Below are 24,336 nucleotides of genomic sequence, written 5' to 3'. Positions count from 1 at the left end.
TAGTAACAGGAGACAATCAGGGTTCTTTTGTACGTTATACTTTTACGGAATAAGAATGCCAGTCAGCAAGGAGCAGATTTTGTTAAAATAAAATATTTGCCATGAAAAAAGTGTGTAGCCTGTCAGCGTAAGTCCAGCTTATGTGACAGGGTGCGCACTTTTTTTGTGCAGAAAAGAGAGGAGTTAAAGTAAAATGGCAGAAAGCAACAAAATGAAGGATATGCCGGTGAATAAGCTGATGATCCAGATGGGAATCCCTATGATCTTATCCATGGCATTGCAGGCGGTCTATAACATTGTAGACAGTGCGTTTGTAGGAAATATGAGAGTGGGCAGTGAAGCTGCATTAAATGCCCTCACTCTGGTATTTCCGGTTCAGATGCTTATGGTAGCGGCAGGAATCGGAACAGGTGTAGGAACCAATGCACTTCTTGCAAGGACACTTGGACAGGGAAACAGGGAAAAGGCTGCAAAGGTAGCAGGAAACAGTCTGTTCCTGGGTGTGATCATTTATGTGGTCTGCTTACTGTTTGGTATTTTTGGAGTGAAAGTATATATTTCATCACAGACAGTTGATGCAGAAGTACTTGAAATGGGAGTCAGCTATCTGCGGATATGCTGTGTGATTTCTTTTGGTATTATTTTCTTTTCTTTATTTGAAAAGCTATTACAGGCAACAGGTCGTTCTCTTTATTCTACAATCGGACAGGTAGTTGGTGCTGTTGTAAATATTATTCTCGATCCGATCATGATCTATGGTATTGGACCTTGTCCTGAAATGGGAGTGAAAGGTGCAGCTTACGCAACTGTAATTGGTCAGGTTGCTTCTGCTGTATTGCTGCTTATTTTTCATATGAAACTGAACAGGGAATTCGGGCATGGACCGAAATACATGAAACCGAATGCTGGTGTTATAAAAGAAATCTATGCAATCGGACTTCCGGCAATTATTGCGCAGGCTCTGATGTCTATTATGGTTTATGTGATGAATCTGATCCTGAAGTTCAATCCATCAGCACAGACAGCCTATGGATTGTTCTATAAAGTCCAGCAGTTTGTTCTCTTCCTTGCTTTTGGTCTGCGAGATGCGATCACTCCGATCATTGCATTTGCTTATGGAATGAGAAGTAAAAAGAGAATTCAGGATGGTATCAAATATGGACTTATTTATACCATTGCATTAATGATTCTGGGAATTGCAATTACGGAGATTTTCCCCGGAGCGTTTGCAATGCTGTTTAATGCAGGACAGTCAAGAGAATATTTTATTGCCGCGATGAGAGTGATTTCAGTGAGTTTCTTGTTTGCCGGAATTAATGTTGCTTATCAGGGAATTTACCAGGCATTGGATGGCGGCCTGGAATCACTAGTGATTTCACTTTTGAGACAGCTTATTATCATTCTGCCACTGGCGGGAATCTTTTCTCTGTTTGTCAGAAATGGTCAGATGGGAGTATGGTTGATCTGGTGGGCATTTCCAATTACTGAGATAATTTCATGTTTTGTAGGATATGTATTTTTAAAGAAAATCAGAAAAAATAAGGTTGATGTTTTAAAGTAGGAGGAATCAGAGATGGCAAAAAGAATTATTACGATCAGCAGGGAATTTGGAAGCGGTGGACGTTTTATCGGAGAAGAAGTGGCAAAGAAACTTGGAATTGCCTATTATGATAAAAATATCATTGGTCAGATTGCAGAAAAGTCTGGCTTATCACCGGAATATATTCAGGAAAATGCGGAATTATCACCGAAAAAGGGTTTGTTCGCATATGCATTTTCCGGTCGTGATATCACAGGAAAATCTGTGGAGGACATGGTGTATGAGGCACAGAGAAATATTATTTTAGAATTGGCGGAGAAGGAGCCTTGTGTGATCATTGGAAGAAATGCAGACTATATCCTGAAAGACAGGGACGATGTGCTGAATGTATTTATTCATGGGGACATGCCGGAAAAAATACAGCGTATTACTAGTTTATACAATGTAGAAGAGAAGGAAGCTGTGAAAATGATGGCAGACACAGATAAAAGGCGAAGAACAAATTATAACTTTTACACAGATCAGAACTGGGGAAAAGCCAGCAATTACACACTGTGCCTGAACAGCTCACAGCTTGGATATGACAGATGTGAGATGATAATTATGGAATGCGCGAAATAAAAACAGCTTGTATCACTCAGACATTGTGTTTTTCCAACCATGACGGAGAAACGACAGAGTATGCAAAAAAGACGATTGTACAGGAGTGTGAAAAGTATAAAGCGCAGCTGGAAAAGAGCGGGACAGAGTACAGAATCTTATCAGAAAAAACAAATGAGGATGGTTCTATTGTGATTGAGATTAAGAAACAGTATAATACATCGCCGGTTGGTGATTATCTGAATTAAATAACCTGCAAAATTTGATTAAAAAACAGGAAACTTTGCTGTGAAAAGTGTGTATTCTGTCAGCGTAAGTCCAGCTTATGTGACAAGGTACACACTTTTTTTGTGTAGAAAAAAGAAAGCACTTTGCAACTGTCTGTTTTTGGGGTATACTGTATTGTAGCGTTTTAATCGGATATTTTATTCCGGTCTGACGTGTGATCCGGATAGATTTCGGATTACCATAATGAGGAAAAAAGATAATGACATCAGGAGGATAAAATGATAGCAATAATCGACTATGATGCCGGAAATATTAAAAGTGTGGAAAAAGCACTTCATTATCTTGGGGAAGAAACAACAGTAACCCGCGATCCACAGATTCTGTTAAATGCAGATAAAGTCATTCTGCCGGGCGTGGGAAGCTTTGGACAGGCTATGGAGAATCTTCATACATACGGACTTGTGCCTGTGATCCATGAGATTGTAGAGAAGAAGACTCCGTTTCTGGGAATCTGTCTGGGATTACAGCTTCTGTTTGAAAGCAGCGAGGAGACACCGGGTGTGGAAGGTCTTGGAATCCTGAAAGGGAAAATTGTTAAGATTCCGCCTGCGCCGGGGCTTAAGATTCCACATATGGGATGGAATTCCCTGCATTTTCAGAATAATGGCAGACTGTTTCAGGGAATCCCGGAACAGACCTATGTATATTTTGTGCATTCTTATTATCTGCAGGCAGAGGAGCCTGAGATTGTAAAGGCTACTACAGAATACAGCACCTGTATTCATGCTTCCGTAGAAAAGGACAATGTATTTGCCTGCCAGTTCCATCCGGAAAAGAGCAGCAAATGGGGACTGAAGATACTTGAAAATTTTGCTGCTGTGGGAAAAGACGGCAATACTGAGAAGGAGGGAAAATAAGATGTTTACAAAGAGAATTATTCCCTGCCTGGATGTAAATAACGGACGTGTGGTAAAGGGCGTAAATTTTGTGCAGCTTCGCGATGCGGGTGATCCGGTGGAGATTGCCAAAGCCTATGATGCAGCAGGAGCAGATGAACTGGTGTTTCTCGATATTACAGCATCCTGCGAACAGAGAGATACGGTAGTTGACATGGTAAGACGGGTTGCTGCCAATGTATTTATCCCGTTTACAGTAGGCGGCGGTATCCGTACTGTAGATGATTTCAAGAAACTGCTGAGAGAAGGAGCAGATAAGATTTCCGTAAATTCTGCAGCAATTGACAGACCGGAACTGATCAGTGAGGCGGCTGACAAGTTTGGAAGCCAGTGCGTAGTTGTGGCTATTGATGCCAAGCGCAGAGAAGACGGCGGATGGAATATTTACAAACATGGCGGAAGACTGGATACAGGAATTGATGCCATAGAGTGGGCAAAGAAAGTGGAAGCTTTGGGCGCAGGGGAAATTCTTCTCACCAGTATGGACTGTGACGGTACAAAAGCAGGATATGACCTGGCTCTTACCAGAGCAATCGCTGATGCTGTCTCCATTCCTGTGATTGCATCAGGGGGTGCTGGGACACTGGAGCATTTTTATAATGCACTGACCGAAGGGGGAGCAGATGCTGCACTGGCTGCGTCTTTGTTCCATTATAAAGAACTGGAGATTTCTCAGGTGAAGGATTATCTGTCTGACAGGGGAATTTCTGTCAGACGATGACCACGAAAAATACAAGAGGTGAAGGATAAGGTATGTCAGCAATTTCAGGTGACTGGCTGGAAGCCCTGAAGGGAGAGTTTCACCAGCCGTATTATGCAAAATTATATAAAACGGTGATGACAGAATATCAGACCAGGAAGATTTTTCCTCCTGCAGATGATCTGTTTAATGCATTTCATTTTACACCGTTAAATGAAGTGAAGGTAGTGATTCTGGGTCAGGATCCCTATCATAATGACGGACAGGCTCATGGGCTTTGTTTTTCCGTGAAGAGAGGAGTGGAGACTCCGCCGTCTCTGGTGAATATTTATCAGGAGCTCCATGATGACTGCGGATGCTATATCCCCAATAACGGCTATCTGGAGAAATGGGCAAAGCAGGGGGTGCTTCTTCTGAACACAGTTCTGACTGTACGTGCCCATCAGGCAAATTCACACAGGGGGATCGGCTGGGAGCAGTTTACGGATGCTGCGATCCAGGTTCTGAATGAGCAGGATCGTCCTATTGTATTTCTACTCTGGGGACGTCCGGCGCAGATGAAAAAATCCATGCTGAATAATCCGAAGCATTTGATCCTGGAGGCACCTCATCCAAGTCCTTTGTCTGCTTACAGGGGATTTTTCGGGTGTAAACATTTCAGTAAAACAAACGAATTTCTTGTTGCCAATGGTTTGGAACCAATCGACTGGCAGATAGAAAATATATAAGAAAAGAGGTAATGTGTAGTCAGGTAAAAGACACACAGTGATAACATGAATCAGAAAAACAATTTAGTAAAAAATGCATCCTTTCTGATGATTGCAGCTATGATCTCCAAGGTGATCGGTCTTCTGTACAAGAGTCCCCTTTCCAATATTATCGGAAGTCTGGGAATGGGCTATACAAGCCTTGCGCAGAATGCCTATATGATCCTTCTGATGATCGCATCCTTTAGTATTCCACAGGCGGTATCCAAGCTTATCTCCGAGCGTATTGCTCTGAAGGATTACAGAAATGCACATAAGTTCTTTAAGGGTGCTATGATCTATGCCATGGTGATTGGTGGAGTGGTCGGTTTATTCTGTCTCTTTGGAGCAGGATTGATCATCCCTCAGAATCAGAAGGATGCAATTCCGGCACTTCAGATCCTGGCTCCGACGATTTTTTTGTCCGGTATTCTTGGGGTATTCAGAGGATATTTTCAGGCATACAGAAATATGATGCCAACATCTATCTCCCAGATCATTGAGCAGGTATTTAATGCGGCAGTCAGTCTTCTGGCAGCCTGGGGATTCATCAATGCATTCTCAGATGGAACAGGGAACAGCATTGCAAAATGGGGGGCAGCAGGTTCCACAGTAGGAACCGGAGCCGGAGTGGTGACTGCATTGGCATTCATGCTTCTGGTATATGGTGTAAACCGCAGAAAAATCCTGCACCGGGTAGAGAGAGATCACAGACATCAGGAAGAGTCCTACAAAGAGATTTTTCGTGTGATCATCCTGGTTGTTTCGCCGATCATTCTCAGCGCCTTTGTTTATAATGTAAATGCTTATATCAATGGGTATCTTTTCTCGGATATTCTGGGAAGAAGAGGTGGAGATGCCGCACAGATCGGTATTTTATATGCAGAGTATGCCACTTACTTTATGACAATTATTAATATTCCTCTGACCCTGTCCAGTACGGCACCTACTTCCATGATTCCGGAAGTTTCTGCCCTGTATGCCACCGGAGACATTGAAGCGACCAGAGAGTGTATTGACCAGACCGTACAGCTTTCTATGGTAGTTTCTGCCCCATGTGCAATGGGACTGGCAGTGCTTGCACAGCCGATTGTATTTTTGCTTTACGGAAATTCCACAGGACTGGCAGCCAATCTGTTGATCCTTGGTTCGTTTTCAATCCTGCTCAATGGAATGTCAAATATTTCCAATGGAGTTCTGCAGGCAATCGGACAGCAGAGGATTCCGGTGATTACGGCTGCAATCGCACTGGTTGTGGATATTGTGGTAGTGATAGTGTTACTGTTTACTACAAACCTTGGAGTTTATGCACTTCTGATCGCAATGGTGATCTATTCTGTGGTTGTATGTGTATTAAACGACAGGGCGATGAAGAAGTATTTGCAGTATAAAAACCCGTGGAAAGAAGGATATCTGTATCCTGTTCTTGCATCTGTTCCCATGGGAATTGTTGCAGGCTGTATCTGCTATGGCTTGAATATTTTTGTAAAATCCAATTTCATTTGTCTGATCGTTTCCATTCCTGTTGCTGCGATTGTTTATTTGTTTGCTTATCTGGTTATCAGCAAGCCGTCAGAATCACAGCTTAGAAGAATTCCGGGTGGAAGCTATCTGATAAGGATTGCAGAGAAACTTCCGTTCTGGCAGAATAATTAAACACTGAAATTATAAAAAACAAAAGAGTTATATTTCATGGTTTAAATGTAGTTCTGAAATAGAAACACATTTAAAATTTCTGAAATATAACTCTTTTTTGAGCGCGTTTGAAAAATGCTTTTCGCAAAGCAGGATATGTAGATTGCGAGAATGATTTTTCAAATACGCTCTAAGGCGGATATATTGCAAGGTAAAATACATTGCAATATATCCATTACGGTATTATTTATGCATTTTTTTCTTCTACTTTTTTCAGATTCTTCTGAGCTGTGGAGAGCATCAGTTTGATTCGGTTGAGCTGATTGACTTCACTTGCACCCGGGTCATAGTCGATGGCTACAATATTGGCTGTCGGATATTCTCTGCGGATTTCTTTGATAACACCCTTACCCACAATATGGTTCGGCAGACATCCGAAAGGCTGGATACAAACAATATTCGGAACATCTCCATGGATCAGTTCCATCATCTCACCTGTCAGGAACCATCCCTCACCTGTCTGGTTTCCGGTGGAAACGATCGGAGATGCCATTTTTGCCAGATCTCTGATATCAGCAGGCGGTGCAAAATGGCGACTCTGTGCAAGAGCTTCGCTTGCAGGCTTTCTCACCCATTCGATTGCTTTGATTCCCCAGTTTGCCATGGTTGCCTTGGACTTCTTGAATCCAAGATTTTCTACCTTAAAGTTCTGATTATAGAAGCAGTAGCACATGAAATCGATCAGATCCGGTACAACTGCCTCAGCGCCTTCAGATTCCAGAAGCTCTGCCAGATGATTATTTGCAGCAGGCAGGAACTTGACAAGGATCTCACCTACGATGCCCACACGAGGCTTCTTCACATCACTGATCGGAATGGTATCAAATTCGTGAACCATTTCGCGGCACATTTTCTTAAACTGGCTGTGGCTGACACTGCTTCCGCTTAAGAAAGAGATTACACGCTGTTCCCAGATTTTATGTTTCCTGTTTACGATTCCCTCTTCCAGTTCATAAGGACGCATACGATATACGCATTTCATCAGGATATCTCCGAATACGGCACCGTAAGCAACTTTCTTCACTAATGGAAGCGTAAGTTTGAATCCGGGATTGCTTTCCAGACCGCTTAAGTTAACAGAGATAACCGGAATCTGTTCCATACCGGCTTTCTTTAATGCGCGTCGTATAAATGCGATATAGTTGGAAGCACGACATCCGCCACCTGTCTGTGACATGACAACGGCCGTTTTGTTCAGGTCATATTTACCGGAAAGCAGAGCATCCATGATCTGTCCCACAACGATCAGAGACGGATAGCAGGCGTCATTGTTTACATACTTCAGACCAACATCCACTGCATGCTTATTGTCATTCGGAAGCACCTCCAGGTTGTATCCGCAGGAATTGAATGCTGCCTGCAGGAGGCTGAAATGGAACGGTGACATCTGCGGGCAGAGGATGGTATAGTCCTTTCTCATTTCCTTTGTAAAGGATACTTTATCAATGGAAGCGGGTTTGACAGTACGTTTCTGTCCCTGTGCTTTCTTCGCGCGGATCGCTGCGATCAGGGAACGGATACGGATTCTTGCAGCACCAAGGTTATTTACCTCGTCAATCTTTAAGCAGGTATAGATTTTGTCACTTCCGTCAAGGATTTCATAAACCTCGTCAGTAGTAACTGCATCCAGCCCACATCCGAAAGAGTTCAGCTGGATCAGATCCAGGTCATCGCGTGTCTTTACATAGTTTGCAGCAGCATACAGTCTGGAGTGGTACATCCACTGGTCATTGACGCGGATCGGGCGTTCCACAGGTGCCAGATGAGAGATGGAATCCTCAGTAAGTACGGCAATACCATAGCTGTTGATTAAATCTGGGATACCATGATGGATTTCCGGGTCAATATGATATGGGCGTCCTGCAAGGACAATACCATGGCGTCCTGTATCTTCCAGATATTTTAGGGTTTCTTCCCCTTTTTTCTGTACATCGCGGCGTGCAGCAGCCATTTCCTCCCAGCCCTTATGCACAGCAGCTTTGACTTCTTCAGCCGGGATGTCCTTAAATTCCTCTACCAGACGGCCTGCCAAAATTTCCTCAGAAGTAAATGCAAGGAACGGATTGCGGAAGGTAATAGACGGATCATTTAATTCGTCTACGTTATTCTTAATGTTTTCGGCATACGAGGTAACGATTGGGCAGTTATAGTGATTGACTGCATCCGGGAACTCGTTACGTTCATATGGGATACATGGATAGAAAATAAAATTCACACCATTGCGGATCAGCCAGGTTACATGGCCATGGGCAAGTTTGGCAGGATAGCATTCAGATTCACTTGGAATGGACTCAATACCCAGCTCATAAATCTTTCTGGTGGAAGTAGGAGAGAGCACAACCTCATACTTCAGTTCTGTAAAGAAAGTATACCAGAAAGGATAATTCTCAAACATATTCAGAACACGCGGGATACCTACTTTGCCTCGCGTTGCCTTATCAGCAGTAAGCGGCGTGTAGGAGAAAATTCGTTTATATTTATATTCATAAAGATTCGGAATATGATCTTTATTCTTTTCCTTGCCAATACCACGCTCGCAGCGGTTACCGCTTACATACTGGCGGCCGCCGGAGAATTTGTTGATAGTCAGACGGCAGTTATTGGTACATCCACGACAGTTTGCCATAGAAGTTGTATATTTCAGCTCGTTGATCTTATCAATGGAGAGCATACTAGTTTCTGCGCCTTCCTGATGGCGTTCGCGGGCAATCAGTGCAGCACCGAATGCACCCATGATTCCGGCGATATCCGGACGGATAGCTTCGCAGCCGGCAATCTTTTCGAAGCTTCGCAGAACTGCATCATTGTAGAAGGTACCACCCTGCACAACAATGTGTTTGCCAAGTTCGGAAGCGTCAGAAACCTTGATAACCTTATATAGAGCATTTTTGATAACAGAGTAAGCCAGACCTGCGGAAATATCGGAAACCTCGGCACCTTCTTTCTGCGCCTGCTTTACCTTGGAATTCATAAATACGGTACATCTGGTACCCAGATCAATAGGATGCTGTGCAAAAACAGCAGCTTTTGCGAAATCCTGTACTGTATAATTCAGGGATTTGGCAAAGGTTTCAATGAAGGAACCGCATCCGGAGGAACATGCTTCATTCAACTGTACGCTGTCAACGGTTTTGTTGCGGATCTTGATACATTTCATATCCTGTCCGCCGATATCCAGGATACAGTCTACCTCCGGGTCAAAGAACGCAGCTGCATAGTAATGGGATACGGTCTCAACCTCGCCCTCATCCAGGATCAGAGCAGCTTTAATCAGAGCCTCGCCGTAACCTGTAGAACAGGAATAAGCAATCTTTGCATCCTCGGGAAGCAGTTCGTAAATCTCTTTAATAGAACGAATGGTAGTTTTTAACGGGTTTCCGTTGTTGCTGCTGTAAAAAGAATAGAGAAGTGTTCCATCTTCGCCTACCAGTGCAGTTTTGGTTGTGGTGGAACCTGCATCAATACCCAGATAGCAGTTTCCTTTATATGTAGCCAGATCTCCTGTTTTTACTTTGTAGGAACTTTGACGTTTCGCAAATGTATCGTATTCTTCCTGAGAAGCAAAAAGTGGTTCCATACGTTCTACTTCAAAATCCAGCTTAATGGAATTGCGGAGTCTGTCTTTCATTTCTGTCAGGGAAATGGAGTTGTCTTCTTTTGCATTTAATGCAGAACCAATGGCTGCAAAAAGATGGGAGTTCTCCGGAATGATAGTGTGTTCCTCATCCAGTTTAAGGGTACGGATAAAGGATTCTCTCAGTTCGGACAGGAAGTGAAGCGGACCACCCAGGAATGCAACATGTCCACGAATGGGTTTTCCGCAGGCAAGACCGGAAATAGTCTGGTTTACAACTGCCTGGAAAATAGAAGCTGACAGATCCGGTTTGGTTGCACCGTCATTGATCAGCGGCTGGATATCCGTTTTGGCGAAAACACCGCAGCGTGCAGCAATCGGGTAGAGGGCTTTGTAATCTTTTGCATATTCATTCAGACCTGTGGCATCTGTCTGGAGAAGAGAAGCCATCTGGTCGATGAAAGAACCGGTACCGCCTGCACAGATACCGTTCATACGCTGTTCTACGTTTCCGTTTTCGAAATAAATGATCTTGGCATCCTCGCCGCCAAGCTCAATGGCAACATCCGTTTTTGGTGCTAGTTTCTGCAGAGAAGTAGAAACGGCAATAACCTCCTGAGTAAAAGGAACGCCCAGATGGTTGGCAAGGGTCAGACCGCCGGAACCTGTGATCACAGGATGGAGAGTCATCTCACCATACTGGTCAAAGGCCTCCTGAAGAAGGTCTGCAAGGGTTTCCTGAATGTTGGCAAAATGACGCTTGTAATCCGCAAAAATGAGATTTTCATTCTCATCTAAGATCGCGATCTTTACAGTAGTGGAACCAATGTCAATTCCAAGTGTTTTGTAATTCATAAAGTAAATTCAAGCCTCCTCGTATTGTATATAAACAAAGTTGAATTTTTCCTTACTGTTTGCTGCTGATATCATGCAAAGCGTGTTGCCGGACACGAAGTAAACAGTAAAAATCTATCCTGTTCTTTCCTATTAAATATCTGTTTCCAGATATGGAATATTCCGTAATATTATACGCTAATGGTCTGGAAAAGACAAGATGAAAGTTTACCAAGGTTTGAGTGATTTGTAGTTGAAAATTCAGCTATTTCAAGATATAATGAAAAAAGTGATTTTTATCAAGAGGAGAAGAAAAATGGCAGAATATAAACTTCTGAAAACAGAGGGGCGTGCCAAACGTGCGGAGTTTCATACAGTGCATGGTACGATCCAGACTCCTGTTTTTATGAATGTGGGAACGATCGGTGCGATTAAAGGCGCTGTATCCACCATGGATTTACAGCAGATCGGAACACAGGTAGAATTATCAAATACTTATCATCTTCATGTGCGTCCGGGTGATAAAATAGTAAAGCAGTTAGGCGGCCTTCATAAATTTATGGTATGGGACAAACCAATCCTTACAGACTCAGGCGGATTTCAGGTATTTTCCCTTGCAAAGCTGAGAAAGATCAAAGAAGAGGGAGTTTATTTTAATTCCCATATTGACGGACATAAGATTTTTATGGGTCCGGAAGAGAGTATGCAGATCCAGTCCAATCTTGCTTCCACTATTGCCATGGCATTTGATGAATGTCCCAGCAGTGTGGCTGACAGGGATTATGTGCAGAAGTCTGTAGACAGAACCACACGATGGCTTGCCCGTTGTAAAGCAGAAATGGCAAGACTGAACAGTCTGCCGGATACCATTAACAAAGAACAGCTTCTGTTTGGAATCAACCAGGGTGCTGTTTATGAAGATATCCGTATTGAGCATGCCAAAGCGATCTCTGAAATGGATCTGGATGGCTATGCGGTCGGCGGTTTGGCAGTTGGAGAAACCCATGAAGAGATGTACAGAATCCTGGATGCGGTAGTTCCCTATCTTCCTCAGAATAAACCTACTTACCTGATGGGTGTGGGAACACCGGCAAATATTCTGGAAGGTGTTGAGAGAGGAATTGATTTCTTTGACTGCGTATATCCAAGCCGTAACGGCCGCCATGGACATGTATATACCAATCATGGAAAGATGAATCTGTTCAATGCAAAATATGAACTGGACACACGTCCTATAGAAGAGGGCTGTCAGTGTCCTGCATGCCAGCATTACAGCAGAGCCTATATCCGTCACCTTCTGAAAGCAAAGGAAATGCTGGGAATGCGTCTCTGTGTACTTCACAATCTGTATTTCTACAATCATATGATGGAAGAGATCCGAGATGCGCTTGATGCAGGAAACTTCGCAGAATATAAGAAAATGCGGCTGGAAGGCTTTGAAGAGGGCAAAATAAACTCGAAAAGATAATTTGTATATAAAATTATTATTAAATATGCCAAAAACTCTTGAAGTAAAGCGGTTTTTTGTGTATGATGTGTAGTGACGCTTTAATCAGATTGTTATGCATGAAAACAAGATTTCATACAGAAGGTAACGGAGATTATAAGTGGATCGCAAAGCAGCTCTTCAGTATGAGCAGCCGTCAGGACGGTCTGTGAATACATGATGGACTGCAAATATGCAGAATAACAGGAAAAGTTACAGGAGGAATCAAAATGAACGCATCAAGCGGAATGGGTATGGTTGGCGCTATTGTCTGGATGGTAGTACTGTTCGGAATTATGTACTTCTTAATGCTTCGCCCTCAGAAAAAAGAGCAGAAGAGACTTCAGGCAATGTTAAATGACATGGAAGTTGGTGACAGCATTGTTACTACCAGCGGCTTTTATGGCGTGATCATTGACATGACAGAAGAAGACGTGATCGTAGAATTCGGTAACAACAAAAACTGCCGTATTCCAATGAGAAAACAGGCAATCGCTGAAGTTGAGAAAGCCGGAAGCGCTGCTGAATAATGAAAGTGAAATGATAAAAAGCAGAACACATAGTCAGTGATGACTGTGGTTCTGCTTTTTTGATTGGCACTTTTGTATTTTTTCACTTTAATAGGTTGAAATCTGTCGGAAAGTGCGTTATTATAATAACAATTACGCAATTAGAGTATTTTGGAGGAAATTATTATGGATTATAAGATTGCATTGATCCCCGGCGACGGAATCGGACCGGAAATCGTAAGAGAAGCAAAGAAAGTACTGGACAAGGTATGCGAGAAATATGGACACAGCTTTTCCTATTCAGAAGTTCTGTTAGGCGGCGCATCCATCGATGTACACGGCGTACCCCTTACTGATGAGGCAATTGCTACTGCCAAATCATCAGATGCCGTACTGATGGGCTCTATTGGCGGAGATGCAAAAACTTCTCCATGGTATAAGCTTGAACCGTCCAAACGCCCGGAAGCAGGACTTCTTGCAATCCGTAAGGCATTAAATCTTTTTGCAAACTTAAGACCGGCTTATCTTTACAATGAGCTGAGAAAAGCCTGCCCTCTCCGCGATGAGATCATCGGAGACGGATTTGACATGATCATTGTACGTGAGCTTACAGGCGGTCTGTATTTCGGAGAACGTCAGACTATTGAAGAGAATGGTGTGAAGAAAGCAATTGATACACTTTCCTATAATGAAAACGAAATCCGCCGTATTGCCATCAAAGCATTTGAGATCGCACGTAAGAGAAGAAATAAAGTAACAAGCGTAGATAAGGCAAATGTTCTGGATTCTTCCAGACTCTGGAGAAAAGTGGTAGAGGAAGTTGCCAAAGATTATCCGGATGTTACCTTAGAGCATATGCTGGTTGACAACTGCGCAATGCAGCTTGTACGTGATCCGAAACAGTTCGATGTTATCCTGACAGAGAATATGTTCGGAGATATCCTTTCAGACGAGGCAAGTATGGTAACAGGCTCCATCGGAATGCTTTCATCTGCAAGCTTAAATGAGACAAAATTCGGTCTCTATGAGCCAAGCCATGGTTCTGCACCTGATATTGCAGGACAGGATAAGGCAAACCCTATTGCAACCATTCTTTCCGCAGCAATGATGCTTCGCTTCTCCCTTGATATGGATAAAGAAGCAGATGCAGTAGAAGCAGCAGTGCAGAAAGTCCTGACAGAGGGATACCGCACAGGTGATATTATGTCAGAGGGATGCAAACTTGTAGGAACAAAAGAGATGGGCGATCTGATCGCAGCAGCTCTGTAAGTAAATGATAAACAATTAAGAAAAGAGGAAATAGATAATGAGAAGTGATGCAGTAAAAACAGGCACACAGCAGGCACCTCACCGTTCCCTGTTTAATGCTCTTGGAATGACAAAAGAGGAAATGGACAGACCTCTGGTAGGTATCGTAAGTTCTTACAATGAAATCGTACCGGGTCATATGAACCTTGACAAGATCACACAGGCAGTTAAGCTTGGTGTGGCAATGGCAGGCGGGACACCTGTTATGTTCCCGGCAATCGCAGTATGCGACGGTATTGCAATGGGACACGTTGGAATGAAATATTCTCTGGTTACCAGAGACTTGATCGCAGATTCCACAGAAGCAATGGCAATGGCACATCAGTTTGATGCACTGGTAATGATTCCAAACTGTGACAAGAACGTACCCGGACTTCTGATGGCAGCAGCCAGACTGAATGTTCCTACTGTATTTGTAAGCGGCGGTCCAATGCTTGCCGGACATCTGAACGGACACAAGACAAGCCTTTCCAGTATGTTCGAGGCAGTAGGTGCTTACGCAGCAGGCAAGCTTGATGAGGACGGACTGACAGAATGTGAAATGAAAACATGTCCTACATGCGGATCCTGTTCCGGTATGTACACTGCAAACTCCATGAACTGTCTCACAGAGGTTCTTGGTATGGGTCTGAAAGGAAACGGAACCATCCCTGCTGTATATTCCGAGCGTATCCGTCTTGCAAAACATGCAGGTATGCAGGTTATGGAAATGTACAGAAAGAACATCCGTCCAAGAGATATCATGACAAAAGAAGCAATCCTCAATGCCCTGACAGTAGACATGGCACTTGGATGCTCCACAAACAGTATGCTTCACCTTCCGGCTATTGCTCATGAAATTGGAATGGACTTTGATATCAGCTTTGCAAACGAGATCAGCGCAAAGACTCCAAACCTCTGCCACCTTGCACCTGCAGGCCCTACATACATGGAAGACCTGAACGAAGCAGGCGGTGTATATGCAGTTATGAACGAACTGAATAAGAAGGGACTTCTTCATACTGAGTGCATGACAGTCACAGGTAAGACAGTAGGAGAGAACATCAAAGACTGTGTAAACTTAAATCCTGAAGTTATCAGACCGATCGACAATCCATACAGCCAGACAGGCGGACTTGCAGTTCTTAAGGGTAACCTTGCACCGGACGGTGGTGTTGTAAAACGTTCTGCAGTTGTAGAAGAGATGATGGTCCATGAAGGACCTGCAAGAGTCTTTGACTGCGAGGAAGACGCAATCGCAGCTATCAAAGGCGGCAAGATCGTAGAGGGTGACGTAGTAGTTATCCGTTACGAAGGACCGAAAGGCGGTCCTGGTATGAGAGAGATGCTGAACCCTACATCTGCAATCGCAGGTATGGGACTGGGATCTTCTGTAGCCCTGATCACAGACGGACGTTTCAGCGGTGCATCCAGAGGAGCATCCATCGGACATGTATCACCGGAAGCAGCAGTCGGCGGCCCCATCGCACTTGTTGAAGAAGGCGATATCATCAGCATCAACATTCCGGAACTGAAACTGGAGATTAAGGTTTCCGATGAAGAAATGCAGGCAAGAAAAGCAAAATGGCAGCCTCGTGAGCCAAAGGTAACAACAGGATATCTTGCAAGATATGCTGCTATGGTAACCTCCGGAAACAGAGGAGCAATCCTTGAGGTACCAAAAGCAAAATAAAGATGAACAAGTACCCGGCGGGAATTGCGGCATAACCTGTGATTCCTGCCTGAAAAGTTAGGAGGATACGTAAAGATGCAGCTTACAGGTGCTGAAATCATCGTTGAATGTTTAAAAGAACAGGGCGTTGACACTGTATTCGGATATCCGGGCGGTGCCATCCTGAATGTATATGACGCCCTCTATGAATATAAAGACCAGATCACACATGTGCTGACCTCCCATGAACAGGGAGCTTCCCATGCAGCAGACGGTTACGCAAGAGCAACCGGAAAAGTCGGCGTGTGTCTCGCAACTTCCGGTCCGGGAGCTACCAACCTGGTAACAGGAATCGCAACTGCATACATGGACTCCGTACCAATGGTAGCCATCACATGTAACGTAGGAACACCCCTTCTTGGAAAGGATTCCTTCCAGGAGGTGGATATTACCGGAATCGTAATGCCTATCACAAAGCACAGCTTTATTGTAAAGGATATTACGACTCTGGCAGATACTGTCCGCAGAGCATTCTATATTGCACAGAGTGGCCGTCCGGGTCCTGTGCTGGTGGATGTGACAAAGGATGTGACAGGTGCAAAATATGAATATACCTCCCGGCGTCCGGTGGCTGTTCTGCCGAAGGTAGATACAATTAAGTCAGAAGATATTGACACTGCTGTCCAGTTGATCAGTGAGTCAAAGAAACCATTTATCTTTACCGGCGGTGGCACCATCATTTCCAATGCTTCCCCGGAATTGACAGAGCTGGCACACAGAATTGATGCGCCGGTGTGTGACAGCCTTATGGGAAAAGGTGGATTTTCAGGAGAAGATCCTCTGTATACAGGTATGCTGGGAATGCATGGAACTAAGGCTTCCAACCTGGGAGTTTCCAAATGTGACCTGTTGATCGTGCTTGGAGCCAGATTCAGTGACCGTGTCACCGGAAATACAAAGACCTTTGCAAAACAGGCAAAGATTCTTCAGATTGATGTAGATGCTGCAGAGATCAACAAAAATATTGTTGTGGATGCCAGCGTTATCGGGGATGAGAAGGAAGTACTGAAACGGATCCTGGAGAAGCTTCCACAGATGAAGCATTCTGAATGGACCGGAAAAATCAGTGAACTGAAGGAAAAATATCCCTTAAGATATGATCACTCCCAGCTTACAGGCCCATACATTATTGAAAAGCTGTACGAACTGACAAAAGGAGATGCCATCATCACAACAGAGGTTGGACAGAACCAGATGTGGGCAGCTCAGTATTTCAAATACAAAGAGCCAAGAACCTTCCTTTCTTCCGGTGGCCTGGGAACTATGGGATATGGACTGGGTGCAGCCATCGGTGCCAAGATGGGAAGACCGGACAAAACTGTGGTAAACATTGCAGGTGACGGCTGCTTCCGTATGAATATGAATGAGATCGCAACAGCAGTCCGCTGTGGCAGACCTTTAATAGAAATCGTATTGAACAATCATGTACTGGGAATGGTACGTCAGTGGCAGACCTTGTTCTACGACCACAGATATTCCCATACAATTTTAAATGATGCAGTAGATTTTGTGAAGCTGGCAGAAGCCATGGGAGCAAAAGCAATCCGTATCACAAAGATGGAAGAGGTAGAGCCGGCATTAAAAGAGGCTCTGGCATGTCCGGGACCTATCGTACTTGACTGTATGATCGATCAGGATCTCAGCGTATTCCCCATGGTACCGGCAGGCGCAAGCATTGATGATATTTTTGATGAGGAGGATATGAAAAACAATGAGCAGAGTGTATAATTTTTCCGCAGGACCGGCTGTACTGCCGGAAGAGGTACTGAAAGAAGTAGCAGAGGAGATGATGGACTATCAGGGCTCCGGTATGTCTGTAATGGAAATGAGCCACAGAAGTGCTGATTTCCAGAAGATCATTGACGAGGCAGAGCAGGATCTTCGTGATCTGATGAAGATTCCGGATAATTATAAGGTATTATTCCTTCAGGGCGGAGCTTCCCAGCAGTTTGCAGCAATCCCTATGAACCTTATGAAGAACAAGGTTGCTGATTACATTGTAACAGGACAGTGGGCAAAGAAAGCATACCAGGAAGCACAGAAATATGGAAAAGCAAACAAGATCGCTTCTTCCGAGGATAAGACTTTCTCCTATATTCCTGACTGCAGCGACCTTCCGATCAGCCCGGATGCAGACTATGTATACATTTGTGAAAACAACACAATTTACGGAACAAAATTCAAGAAGCTTCCCAACACAAAAGGAAAAACTCTGGTAGCAGATGTTTCCTCCTGCTTCTTATCCGAGCCTGTTGATGTATCCAAATATGGAATTATCTATGGCGGTGTACAGAAGAATATCGGACCTGCAGGTATGGTAATCTCCATTATCCGCGAAGATCTGATCACAGACGATGTTCTGGAAGGAACACCTACTATGCTGAAATTCAAAACACAGGCAGATGCAGGTTCTCTTTACAATACTCCAAACTGCTACTGCATCTATGTATGCGGTAAGGTCTTCAAATGGCTGAAGAAAATGGGCGGCCTGGAAGAAATGCAGAGACGTAACATTGAGAAAGCGAAAATCCTCTATGATTTCCTTGATCAGAGCAAGCTGTTCAAAGGAACTGTTGTACCGGAAGACCGTTCTCTTATGAATGTACCATTCGTAACAGGTGACAAGGACATGGATGCCAAATTTGTAAAAGAAGCAAAAGAGGCAGGACTTGTAAACTTAAAGGGACACCGTACAGTGGGCGGTATGCGTGCAAGTATCTACAACGCTATGCCAAAAGAAGGTGTGGAAGCGCTGGTTGCTTTCATGAAGAAGTTTGAGGAGGAAAATGCATAATGTTTCAGTATCATTGCCTGAATCCCATTGCAGAAAAAGGTCTGGGATTATTTGATGAAGAATATAAGAAAAGCGAAGATCTGCAGGAGTGTGATGCAGTCCTTGTAAGAAGTGCAAAAATGCATGACATGGAACTTCCTGAGAGCGTAAAGGTAATCGCACGTGCAGGTGCAGGTGTCAACAATATTCCGATAAAGGACTGTGCAGAAAAAGGTGTGGTAGTATTCAATACACCGGGCGCCAATGCAAACGGTGTGAAGGAGCTTGTACTTGCAGGTATGCTCCTTGCTTCCCGTGATATTGTAGGCGGTATCGAATGGGTTGCCAAAGAGAAAGATCAGGAAGATATCGATAAACTTGCTGAGAAACAGAAAAAACAGTTCGCAGGATGCGAAATCATGGGCAAGAAGTTGGGTATCATCGGTCTTGGTGCCATCGGAGCAATGGTGGCAAACGCTGCTTCTGCACTTGGAATGGAAGTATACGGATATGACCCATACATCTCCATTGATGCTGCATGGAATCTTTCCCGCACCATCAAGCACATCAAGAGCCTGGATGAGATTTATTCCCAGTGTGATTACATCACCATCCATGTACCTCTTCTTGACAGCACAAGACAGATGATCAACAAAGAAGCATTAGACAAGATGAAAGACGGCGTAGTACTTCTGAACTTTGCCCGGGATCTTCTGGTTGACGAGGATGCTCTGATCGAAGCATTGGACAGCGGAAAAGTGAAGAAATATGTGACAGACTTTGCAAACCATACAGTAGCAGGACATAAGGGAATTCTGGTAACTCCACACCTTGGAGCATCCACAGAGGAATCCGAAGAAAACTGTGCAGTGATGGCAGTAAAAGAAGTGAGAGATTTCCTTGAGAACGGAAATATCAAAAACTCTGTAAATTTCCCGAACTGTGATATGGGAACCTGCGTGGCAGTAGGACGTATCGCCATCTGCCACAAAAATATCCCGAACATGATCAGCCAGTTTACCAAGATCCTTGGTGCAGAAGGCCTGAACATCGCAGATATGACAAACAAGAGTAAAGGCGAATATGCTTATACTCTCATCGATCTGGAAAGCGCAGCATCCAAAGAAGCACTGGATGAGCTAAAAGCAATTGAAGGCGTTTCCAGAGTTCGTGTGGTAAAATAGTAAGATACAAGTTAATGGTTTAGTATTTTTATAATGACTGTTGATTTGCAATAGAGATTTATATATTTAAAATATCTCCTGTCCAATTGAGATTTTCAATTGCCGGGAGATATTTTTGTTTTCATGTTAGGATAAAAAAGAAGCCCGGTCTGGCGGTGCCAGAGGGCTTCCTTAAAAAACTATGATGTTAAATCAGCATCCTCTTGATTTCATAAAGTCAAGAACTTCTTCTTTGGTGGACATAACGCGAAGAGCACCCTTACGTGTAGTAATAAGAGAAGCTGCCGCATTTGCGAATGTGAGCAGTTCTTTTAAGTTCTCTTCTGTCAGATTGTCCAGACCATGTTCCAGAACATAGTTTAAGGAACTTGCACAGAAGGTATCGCCTGCACCTGTTGTTTCGATAGTCTTTTCCTGAAGGAAAGGAGCAGCCTCTACTTTCATGTCTTTGTAGTAAGCGCGGCTTCCGTCTTTTCCAAGTGTGATAAGGATAAGCGGAATGTTGTATTTCTCTTTCAGAAGTGCGGCACCCTTGTCATAGTCTGTAGTTCCGAACAGGAATTCAACTTCGTTATCTGAGATTTTCAGAATATCGCATTTGCCAAGGCCGTATTCGATTTCTGCCTTTGCGTCATCCAGAGATTTCCATAATGGCGGGCGAAGGTTCGGGTCGAAGCTGACGATACATCCGGCTTCTTTTGCAACATCGATGGCATAGCGGGTTGCCTCGCGTACTCCTTCGTGAGTGGAAGAAAGAGTTCCGAAGTGGAAGATTCTGGAATCTCTGATCAGGTCTTCCTGGATTTCATCTTTGGTTAGCATCATATCTGCACCCGGGTTACGGTAGAAGGAGAAATCTCTGTCTCCGTCAGGATAAGTATGTACGAAGGCAAGTGTTGTGTGTACTTCGTTGTCGATCACAAGGTTGCGGGTGTCGATCCCTACTTCCTCTACAGCATTCTTAAGCTGGGTTCCGAACATGTCGTTTCCGACTTTGCCGATAAATGCAGTTTTTTTGCCAAGTTTTTCAAGCATTGCAAGCACATTGCATGGAGCACCGCCCGGATTGGCTTCCAGCATCGGATTTCCCTGTGCGCTGTTACCGTTTTCAGTAAAGTCAATCAATAATTCGCCTAATGCGGTTACGTCAAAGGCTTTGTTTCCCATTTTGTATCCTCCTTGTTGTGATGGAAAGAAGCATAGTATCCGGAACAAGATTCTTTCCATAGTTAATAACATAAATTTAGCGCAGGAAAGGGAATTTGTCAAACAATTTTCTTTATTTTTTTGTGCAAAGATGCTAAAATAAACATAACTTGATTTGTTATTGTTTACAGGTGACGTTTAATGTACCATAAATACGCTGCCGGTAAGAGTAACCGATCATCGTATTTCTGACAATCGGGGAGGTAACGCAGCTATGGACGAAAAAGTATACGGCTATATGGACTGGCCGAGGATTGAAGCTATTGTGTATGGAGAGGAAACTGCTCCCAGAGATGTGATGGGACCAAGGATCACACAGGACGGAGTTCTTATTCAGGGATTTTTTCCTGATGCAGAAGAAGTCAGTGTAATCAGTGGAAAGAAAACCTATGTCTGCGAGAAAGAGGACGAGGCAGGATATTTTGCAGTATTGCTTCCTGTACGCAAGGTGCCGGAATACAGATTCCTTATAAAAATGGGAGAAACAGAGACCGAATGTTATGATCCCTATGCTTTTCCATGCCAGATCACAGAAGAAGAGGAGAAGGCTTTCTGCGCAGGTGTTTATTATGAGGCATATAAGAAGCTGGGCGCACACCCTGTGGAGATTAAAGGAGTGAAAGGTACTCTTTTCGCTGTCTGGGCTCCGAACGCAGTGAGTGTAAATATTGCAGGTGATTTTAATGGATGGATCGGACGTGCGACTATTATGCATCGTATGCCTATGTCCGGTATCTTTGAGCTGTTTGTACCCGGAGTAGAGGCAGGAACACACTATAAATATGAAATTAAAGTCAAAGGCGGCGAAGTTCTGTTAAAGGCTGATCCTTATGGGAACAGTGCAGAGCATGATCCTGAGGGAGCATCTGTGGTAGCAGATGTAAGTGCTTTTCAGTGGAATGACGGAGACTGGATGAAAGAGCGTTCCAGATTTGATGACAGGAAACAGCCGGTTTCTATATATGAAACATCTCTGGAGGAATGGAAATCTGCTGAGGAACTGGTGGAATTTCTGGCAGAGGAAGATTTTACCCATGTGGAACTTCATCCTGTGATGGAATACCTGGATGATATTACAGGTGGTTATTCTACATATGCATATTATGCACCTACTTCCAGATTTGGAAGCGTGGCGGATTTTCAGAAGCTGGTAGATGAACTGCATCAGGCAGGAATCGGTGTGATTCTTGACTGGACACCTGCACAGTTCCCGCGTTATGTCTCCGGCCTGGAGAAATTTGACGGAACACCTCTTTATGAGAGACAGAATCCGGCAGAGGCTATTCATCCGTTCTGGGGAACACTGCTCTATAATTATGGAAGCCCGATGGTTAAGGATTTTCTGATCTCCAATGCCTGCTTCTGGGCTGAGGTCTACCATGCTGACGGTCTGCGTATGGATGATGTGGATGCCATGCTGTATCTGGACTATGGCAGAAATCCGGGAGAGTGGACACCTAATATTTACGGAACCAATGAGAACCTGGATGCTTTGGAATTTCTGAAGCATCTGAATTCTGTGATAAAGGAGAGAAATCCCGGATTGCTTTTAGTTGCTCAGGAGAACGGACTCTGGCCGGAGCTGACAGACAGTGTGGGAAATGACCATCTGGGATTTGACTATAAATGGAGTGGCGGATGGACAAAAGATCTGCTTGAATATCTGAGTAAGGATCCTATTGAGAGAAAGAATTACCATGATCAGCTGACCATGTCCATGCTCTATGCATACTGTGAACATTATATTCTGACGCTTGGCAGCAGGGATGTTGGTACATTGAAGGATTTCGCAGATAAGCTGCCTGGAAGTGAAGAACAGAAGAATGCGCAGATCAGAGAGGCTTATGCTTATATGATGCTTCATCCGGGATGCAAGATGATGGCACCGGATAAAGATATGCCAAAGGAACTGGAGGTATTTGTCAAAGACCTCAATAATATGTATCTTGCTCATCCTGCACTTTATCAGCTGGATGATGAATATGATGGATTTGAATGGGTTCAGCTGATGAAGTATGAGGAGAATGTGATCGCATTCATGAGAAAGACAGAGAAACCGGAAGAAACTGTTCTGGCTGTCTGCAATTTCGCGGCAATCCCATATGAAAACTACAATGTGGGAGTTCCTTTTGCCGGCAAATATAAAGAAATCTTTAACAGTGATGATAAAAAGTACGGTGGTAATGGTGTAGTAAATACGAGAGTTAAAGCAGCGAAGAAGGCTGAGTGTGATGAGAGAGAGTATTCCATCACATTGAAGCTTCCGGCACTTGGCGTGGCAGTCTTTACCTGCACTCCGGAAGAAATTGAGAAAAAGCCTGCTGCCGAGCACAGCCAGATCAAGAAATCCATCACCAAGACAAGAACTGTACGAAAGGCTGCCGGGAAAACAAAAGCAGCTGTAAAAACCGCAGTGAAACCGGTGACGAAAAAGGTGACAAAAGAAGCACCCCAAATAGTGAATAAAACGGAGGAGAAAATACCAGTCAAAAAGGACTTGACAGAGAAGAAATAATGTTATAAACTAAATGCTGTGACTGTCAGAATTATCAATTTCTGACAGATTACAGCATAAGCTGAAATAGCTCAGTCGGTAGAGCACTTCACTCGTAATGAAGGGGTCGTGAGTTCGAGTCTCATTTTCAGCTTGAAAGATATTGGGCAATTGTAATTTTATAGAAAATCCGCTATACTGAAAAGCAGAGTATAGTGGATTTTTTATACTTTTATGGAGGTTCGTATGGTGAGTACCTTAAAATTGCCGGTAGGAATTGAAATGATTGTAAAGAGAAATTTACGTTACTGTCCACACGCCACTATCCCGCGAGGTGTTTTGGCATGAATATGCAAAAATCCCGAGACATACAAGCCAAAATTCCATTGCCGCAGGCAATCTGGAATGAATTTTGGCTAAGTTACTGTGAACGGAGTGAACAGTAACAAATTTACTTGACAATCTTGGGCCTATCCTTTAATATAACTTTTGGATTATACCAAATAAATAATGACCGGGAATCTATCAAGAAGAATGGTTGATTTCCGGTTTTCTTATGTGGACATCATGGTCAGGAGTGCACGCAGACTGGATGGAACAAAAACGGACCGGATATATCTATAATTGGGAAAATGGACATATACAGATGCGAAACCATGCAGAGACTGGCACTGTAACAGGCGTCAGCATTGGCATAAACCGATGTAGGGGCGAGAGCTTTTACGCGTGGTTTCGTATCTTTTTTAGTATAAAGAGGTTGGTATCTTTTTTACATGAAAGGAGCTGAGTATA

Annotated in this window: 17 protein-coding genes and 1 tRNA gene; 16 read left to right on the top strand and 2 right to left on the bottom strand. The window is 43.8% G+C overall.

Annotated features, from left to right (window positions below):
• Positions 1 to 193: 193 nt before the first annotated feature.
• The 7 genes from G4417_RS12590 (at position 194) to G4417_RS12560 (ending at position 6,426) form a co-directional block, all read left to right on the top strand.
• On the top strand, positions 194 to 1,561 hold the full coding sequence (locus tag G4417_RS12590) for an MATE family efflux transporter (RefSeq protein ID WP_173683733.1): 1,368 nt from the start codon (positions 194 to 196) through the stop codon (positions 1,559 to 1,561).
• A 12-nt stretch (positions 1,562 to 1,573) separates the two neighbouring features.
• Positions 1,574 to 2,161, top strand: coding sequence for an AAA family ATPase (locus G4417_RS12585; protein ID WP_173683732.1), 588 nt, complete (start codon positions 1,574 to 1,576; stop codon positions 2,159 to 2,161).
• The gene (locus G4417_RS12580) at positions 2,149 to 2,388 is read left to right on the top strand and encodes a hypothetical protein (protein ID WP_173683731.1); all 240 of its coding nucleotides are present in this window, start codon (positions 2,149 to 2,151) and stop codon (positions 2,386 to 2,388) included. Before G4417_RS12585 ends, G4417_RS12580 begins: the two co-directional genes overlap by 13 nt.
• A 258-nt stretch (positions 2,389 to 2,646) precedes the next feature.
• Positions 2,647 to 3,285 carry an imidazole glycerol phosphate synthase subunit HisH gene (gene hisH / locus G4417_RS12575; RefSeq protein WP_173683730.1) on the top strand — a complete coding sequence of 213 codons (639 nt, stop codon included), beginning with the start codon at positions 2,647 to 2,649 and terminating at the stop codon, positions 3,283 to 3,285.
• A gap of 1 nt (position 3,286) precedes the next feature.
• Positions 3,287 to 4,045 (top strand): imidazole glycerol phosphate synthase subunit HisF, encoded by a 759-nt coding sequence (gene hisF / locus G4417_RS12570; protein ID WP_173683729.1) that lies wholly within the window; start codon positions 3,287 to 3,289, stop codon positions 4,043 to 4,045.
• Between the two features lie 32 nt (positions 4,046 to 4,077).
• Positions 4,078 to 4,752, top strand: coding sequence for a uracil-DNA glycosylase (gene ung, locus G4417_RS12565; RefSeq protein ID WP_008703498.1), 675 nt, complete (start codon positions 4,078 to 4,080; stop codon positions 4,750 to 4,752).
• A 45-nt stretch (positions 4,753 to 4,797) separates the two neighbouring features.
• Positions 4,798 to 6,426: a putative polysaccharide biosynthesis protein gene (locus G4417_RS12560; RefSeq protein ID WP_173683728.1), complete on the top strand. Its 1,629-nt coding sequence runs from the start codon at positions 4,798 to 4,800 to the stop codon at positions 6,424 to 6,426.
• A 226-nt stretch (positions 6,427 to 6,652) separates the two neighbouring features.
• Here the strand turns inward: G4417_RS12560 and G4417_RS12555 are convergent, their stop codons facing one another.
• The gene (locus tag G4417_RS12555; RefSeq protein ID WP_173683727.1) at positions 6,653 to 10,894 is read right to left on the bottom strand and encodes a 2-hydroxyacyl-CoA dehydratase; all 4,242 of its coding nucleotides are present in this window, start codon (positions 10,892 to 10,894) and stop codon (positions 6,653 to 6,655) included.
• A gap of 295 nt (positions 10,895 to 11,189) precedes the next feature.
• Here G4417_RS12555 and tgt point away from each other — a divergent pair, with 295 nt between their 5' ends.
• The 7 genes from tgt (at position 11,190) to G4417_RS12520 (ending at position 19,844) form a co-directional block, all read left to right on the top strand.
• Positions 11,190 to 12,341: a tRNA guanosine(34) transglycosylase Tgt gene (gene tgt / locus G4417_RS12550; RefSeq protein ID WP_008703492.1), complete on the top strand. Its 1,152-nt coding sequence runs from the start codon at positions 11,190 to 11,192 to the stop codon at positions 12,339 to 12,341.
• Positions 12,342 to 12,589: 248 nt separating this feature from the next.
• Positions 12,590 to 12,889, top strand: a complete 300-nt coding sequence (gene yajC / locus G4417_RS12545; RefSeq protein ID WP_173683726.1) for a preprotein translocase subunit YajC — start codon at positions 12,590 to 12,592, stop codon at positions 12,887 to 12,889.
• A gap of 165 nt (positions 12,890 to 13,054) precedes the next feature.
• The gene (gene leuB / locus G4417_RS12540) at positions 13,055 to 14,137 is read left to right on the top strand and encodes a 3-isopropylmalate dehydrogenase (RefSeq protein ID WP_008703487.1); all 1,083 of its coding nucleotides are present in this window, start codon (positions 13,055 to 13,057) and stop codon (positions 14,135 to 14,137) included.
• 37 nt (positions 14,138 to 14,174) lie between these two features.
• Positions 14,175 to 15,848 (top strand): dihydroxy-acid dehydratase, encoded by a 1,674-nt coding sequence (ilvD, locus tag G4417_RS12535; RefSeq protein ID WP_118521614.1) that lies wholly within the window; start codon positions 14,175 to 14,177, stop codon positions 15,846 to 15,848.
• A 75-nt stretch (positions 15,849 to 15,923) separates the two neighbouring features.
• Positions 15,924 to 17,615 (top strand): biosynthetic-type acetolactate synthase large subunit, encoded by a 1,692-nt coding sequence (gene ilvB, locus G4417_RS12530; RefSeq protein ID WP_173683725.1) that lies wholly within the window; start codon positions 15,924 to 15,926, stop codon positions 17,613 to 17,615.
• Positions 17,599 to 18,681, top strand: a complete 1,083-nt coding sequence (serC, locus tag G4417_RS12525; protein WP_055058074.1) for a 3-phosphoserine/phosphohydroxythreonine transaminase — start codon at positions 17,599 to 17,601, stop codon at positions 18,679 to 18,681. Before ilvB ends, serC begins: the two co-directional genes overlap by 17 nt.
• On the top strand, positions 18,681 to 19,844 hold the full coding sequence (locus G4417_RS12520; RefSeq protein WP_173683724.1) for a phosphoglycerate dehydrogenase: 1,164 nt from the start codon (positions 18,681 to 18,683) through the stop codon (positions 19,842 to 19,844). The genes serC and G4417_RS12520 overlap by 1 nt, the downstream gene beginning before the upstream one ends.
• 192 nt (positions 19,845 to 20,036) lie before the next feature.
• Here G4417_RS12520 and G4417_RS12515 read toward each other — a convergent pair whose 3' ends face one another.
• Positions 20,037 to 21,011, bottom strand: coding sequence for a carbohydrate kinase family protein (locus tag G4417_RS12515; protein ID WP_025577613.1), 975 nt, complete (start codon positions 21,009 to 21,011; stop codon positions 20,037 to 20,039).
• 253 nt (positions 21,012 to 21,264) lie between these two features.
• Here G4417_RS12515 and glgB point away from each other — a divergent pair, with 253 nt between their 5' ends.
• Positions 21,265 to 23,565, top strand: coding sequence for a 1,4-alpha-glucan branching enzyme (gene glgB / locus G4417_RS12510; protein ID WP_173683723.1), 2,301 nt, complete (start codon positions 21,265 to 21,267; stop codon positions 23,563 to 23,565).
• 60 nt (positions 23,566 to 23,625) lie between these two features.
• Positions 23,626 to 23,698 (top strand) — tRNA-Thr (locus G4417_RS12505).
• Positions 23,699 to 24,336 lie beyond the last annotated feature (638 nt).

This window comes from Blautia wexlerae (assembly GCF_013300825.1).
Classification (GTDB): Bacteria; Bacillota; Clostridia; order Lachnospirales; family Lachnospiraceae; genus Blautia_A; species Blautia_A wexlerae_B.
Note: the sequence above shows the minus strand (reverse complement) of the source record. Positions and strands in the feature narration are given on the sequence as shown.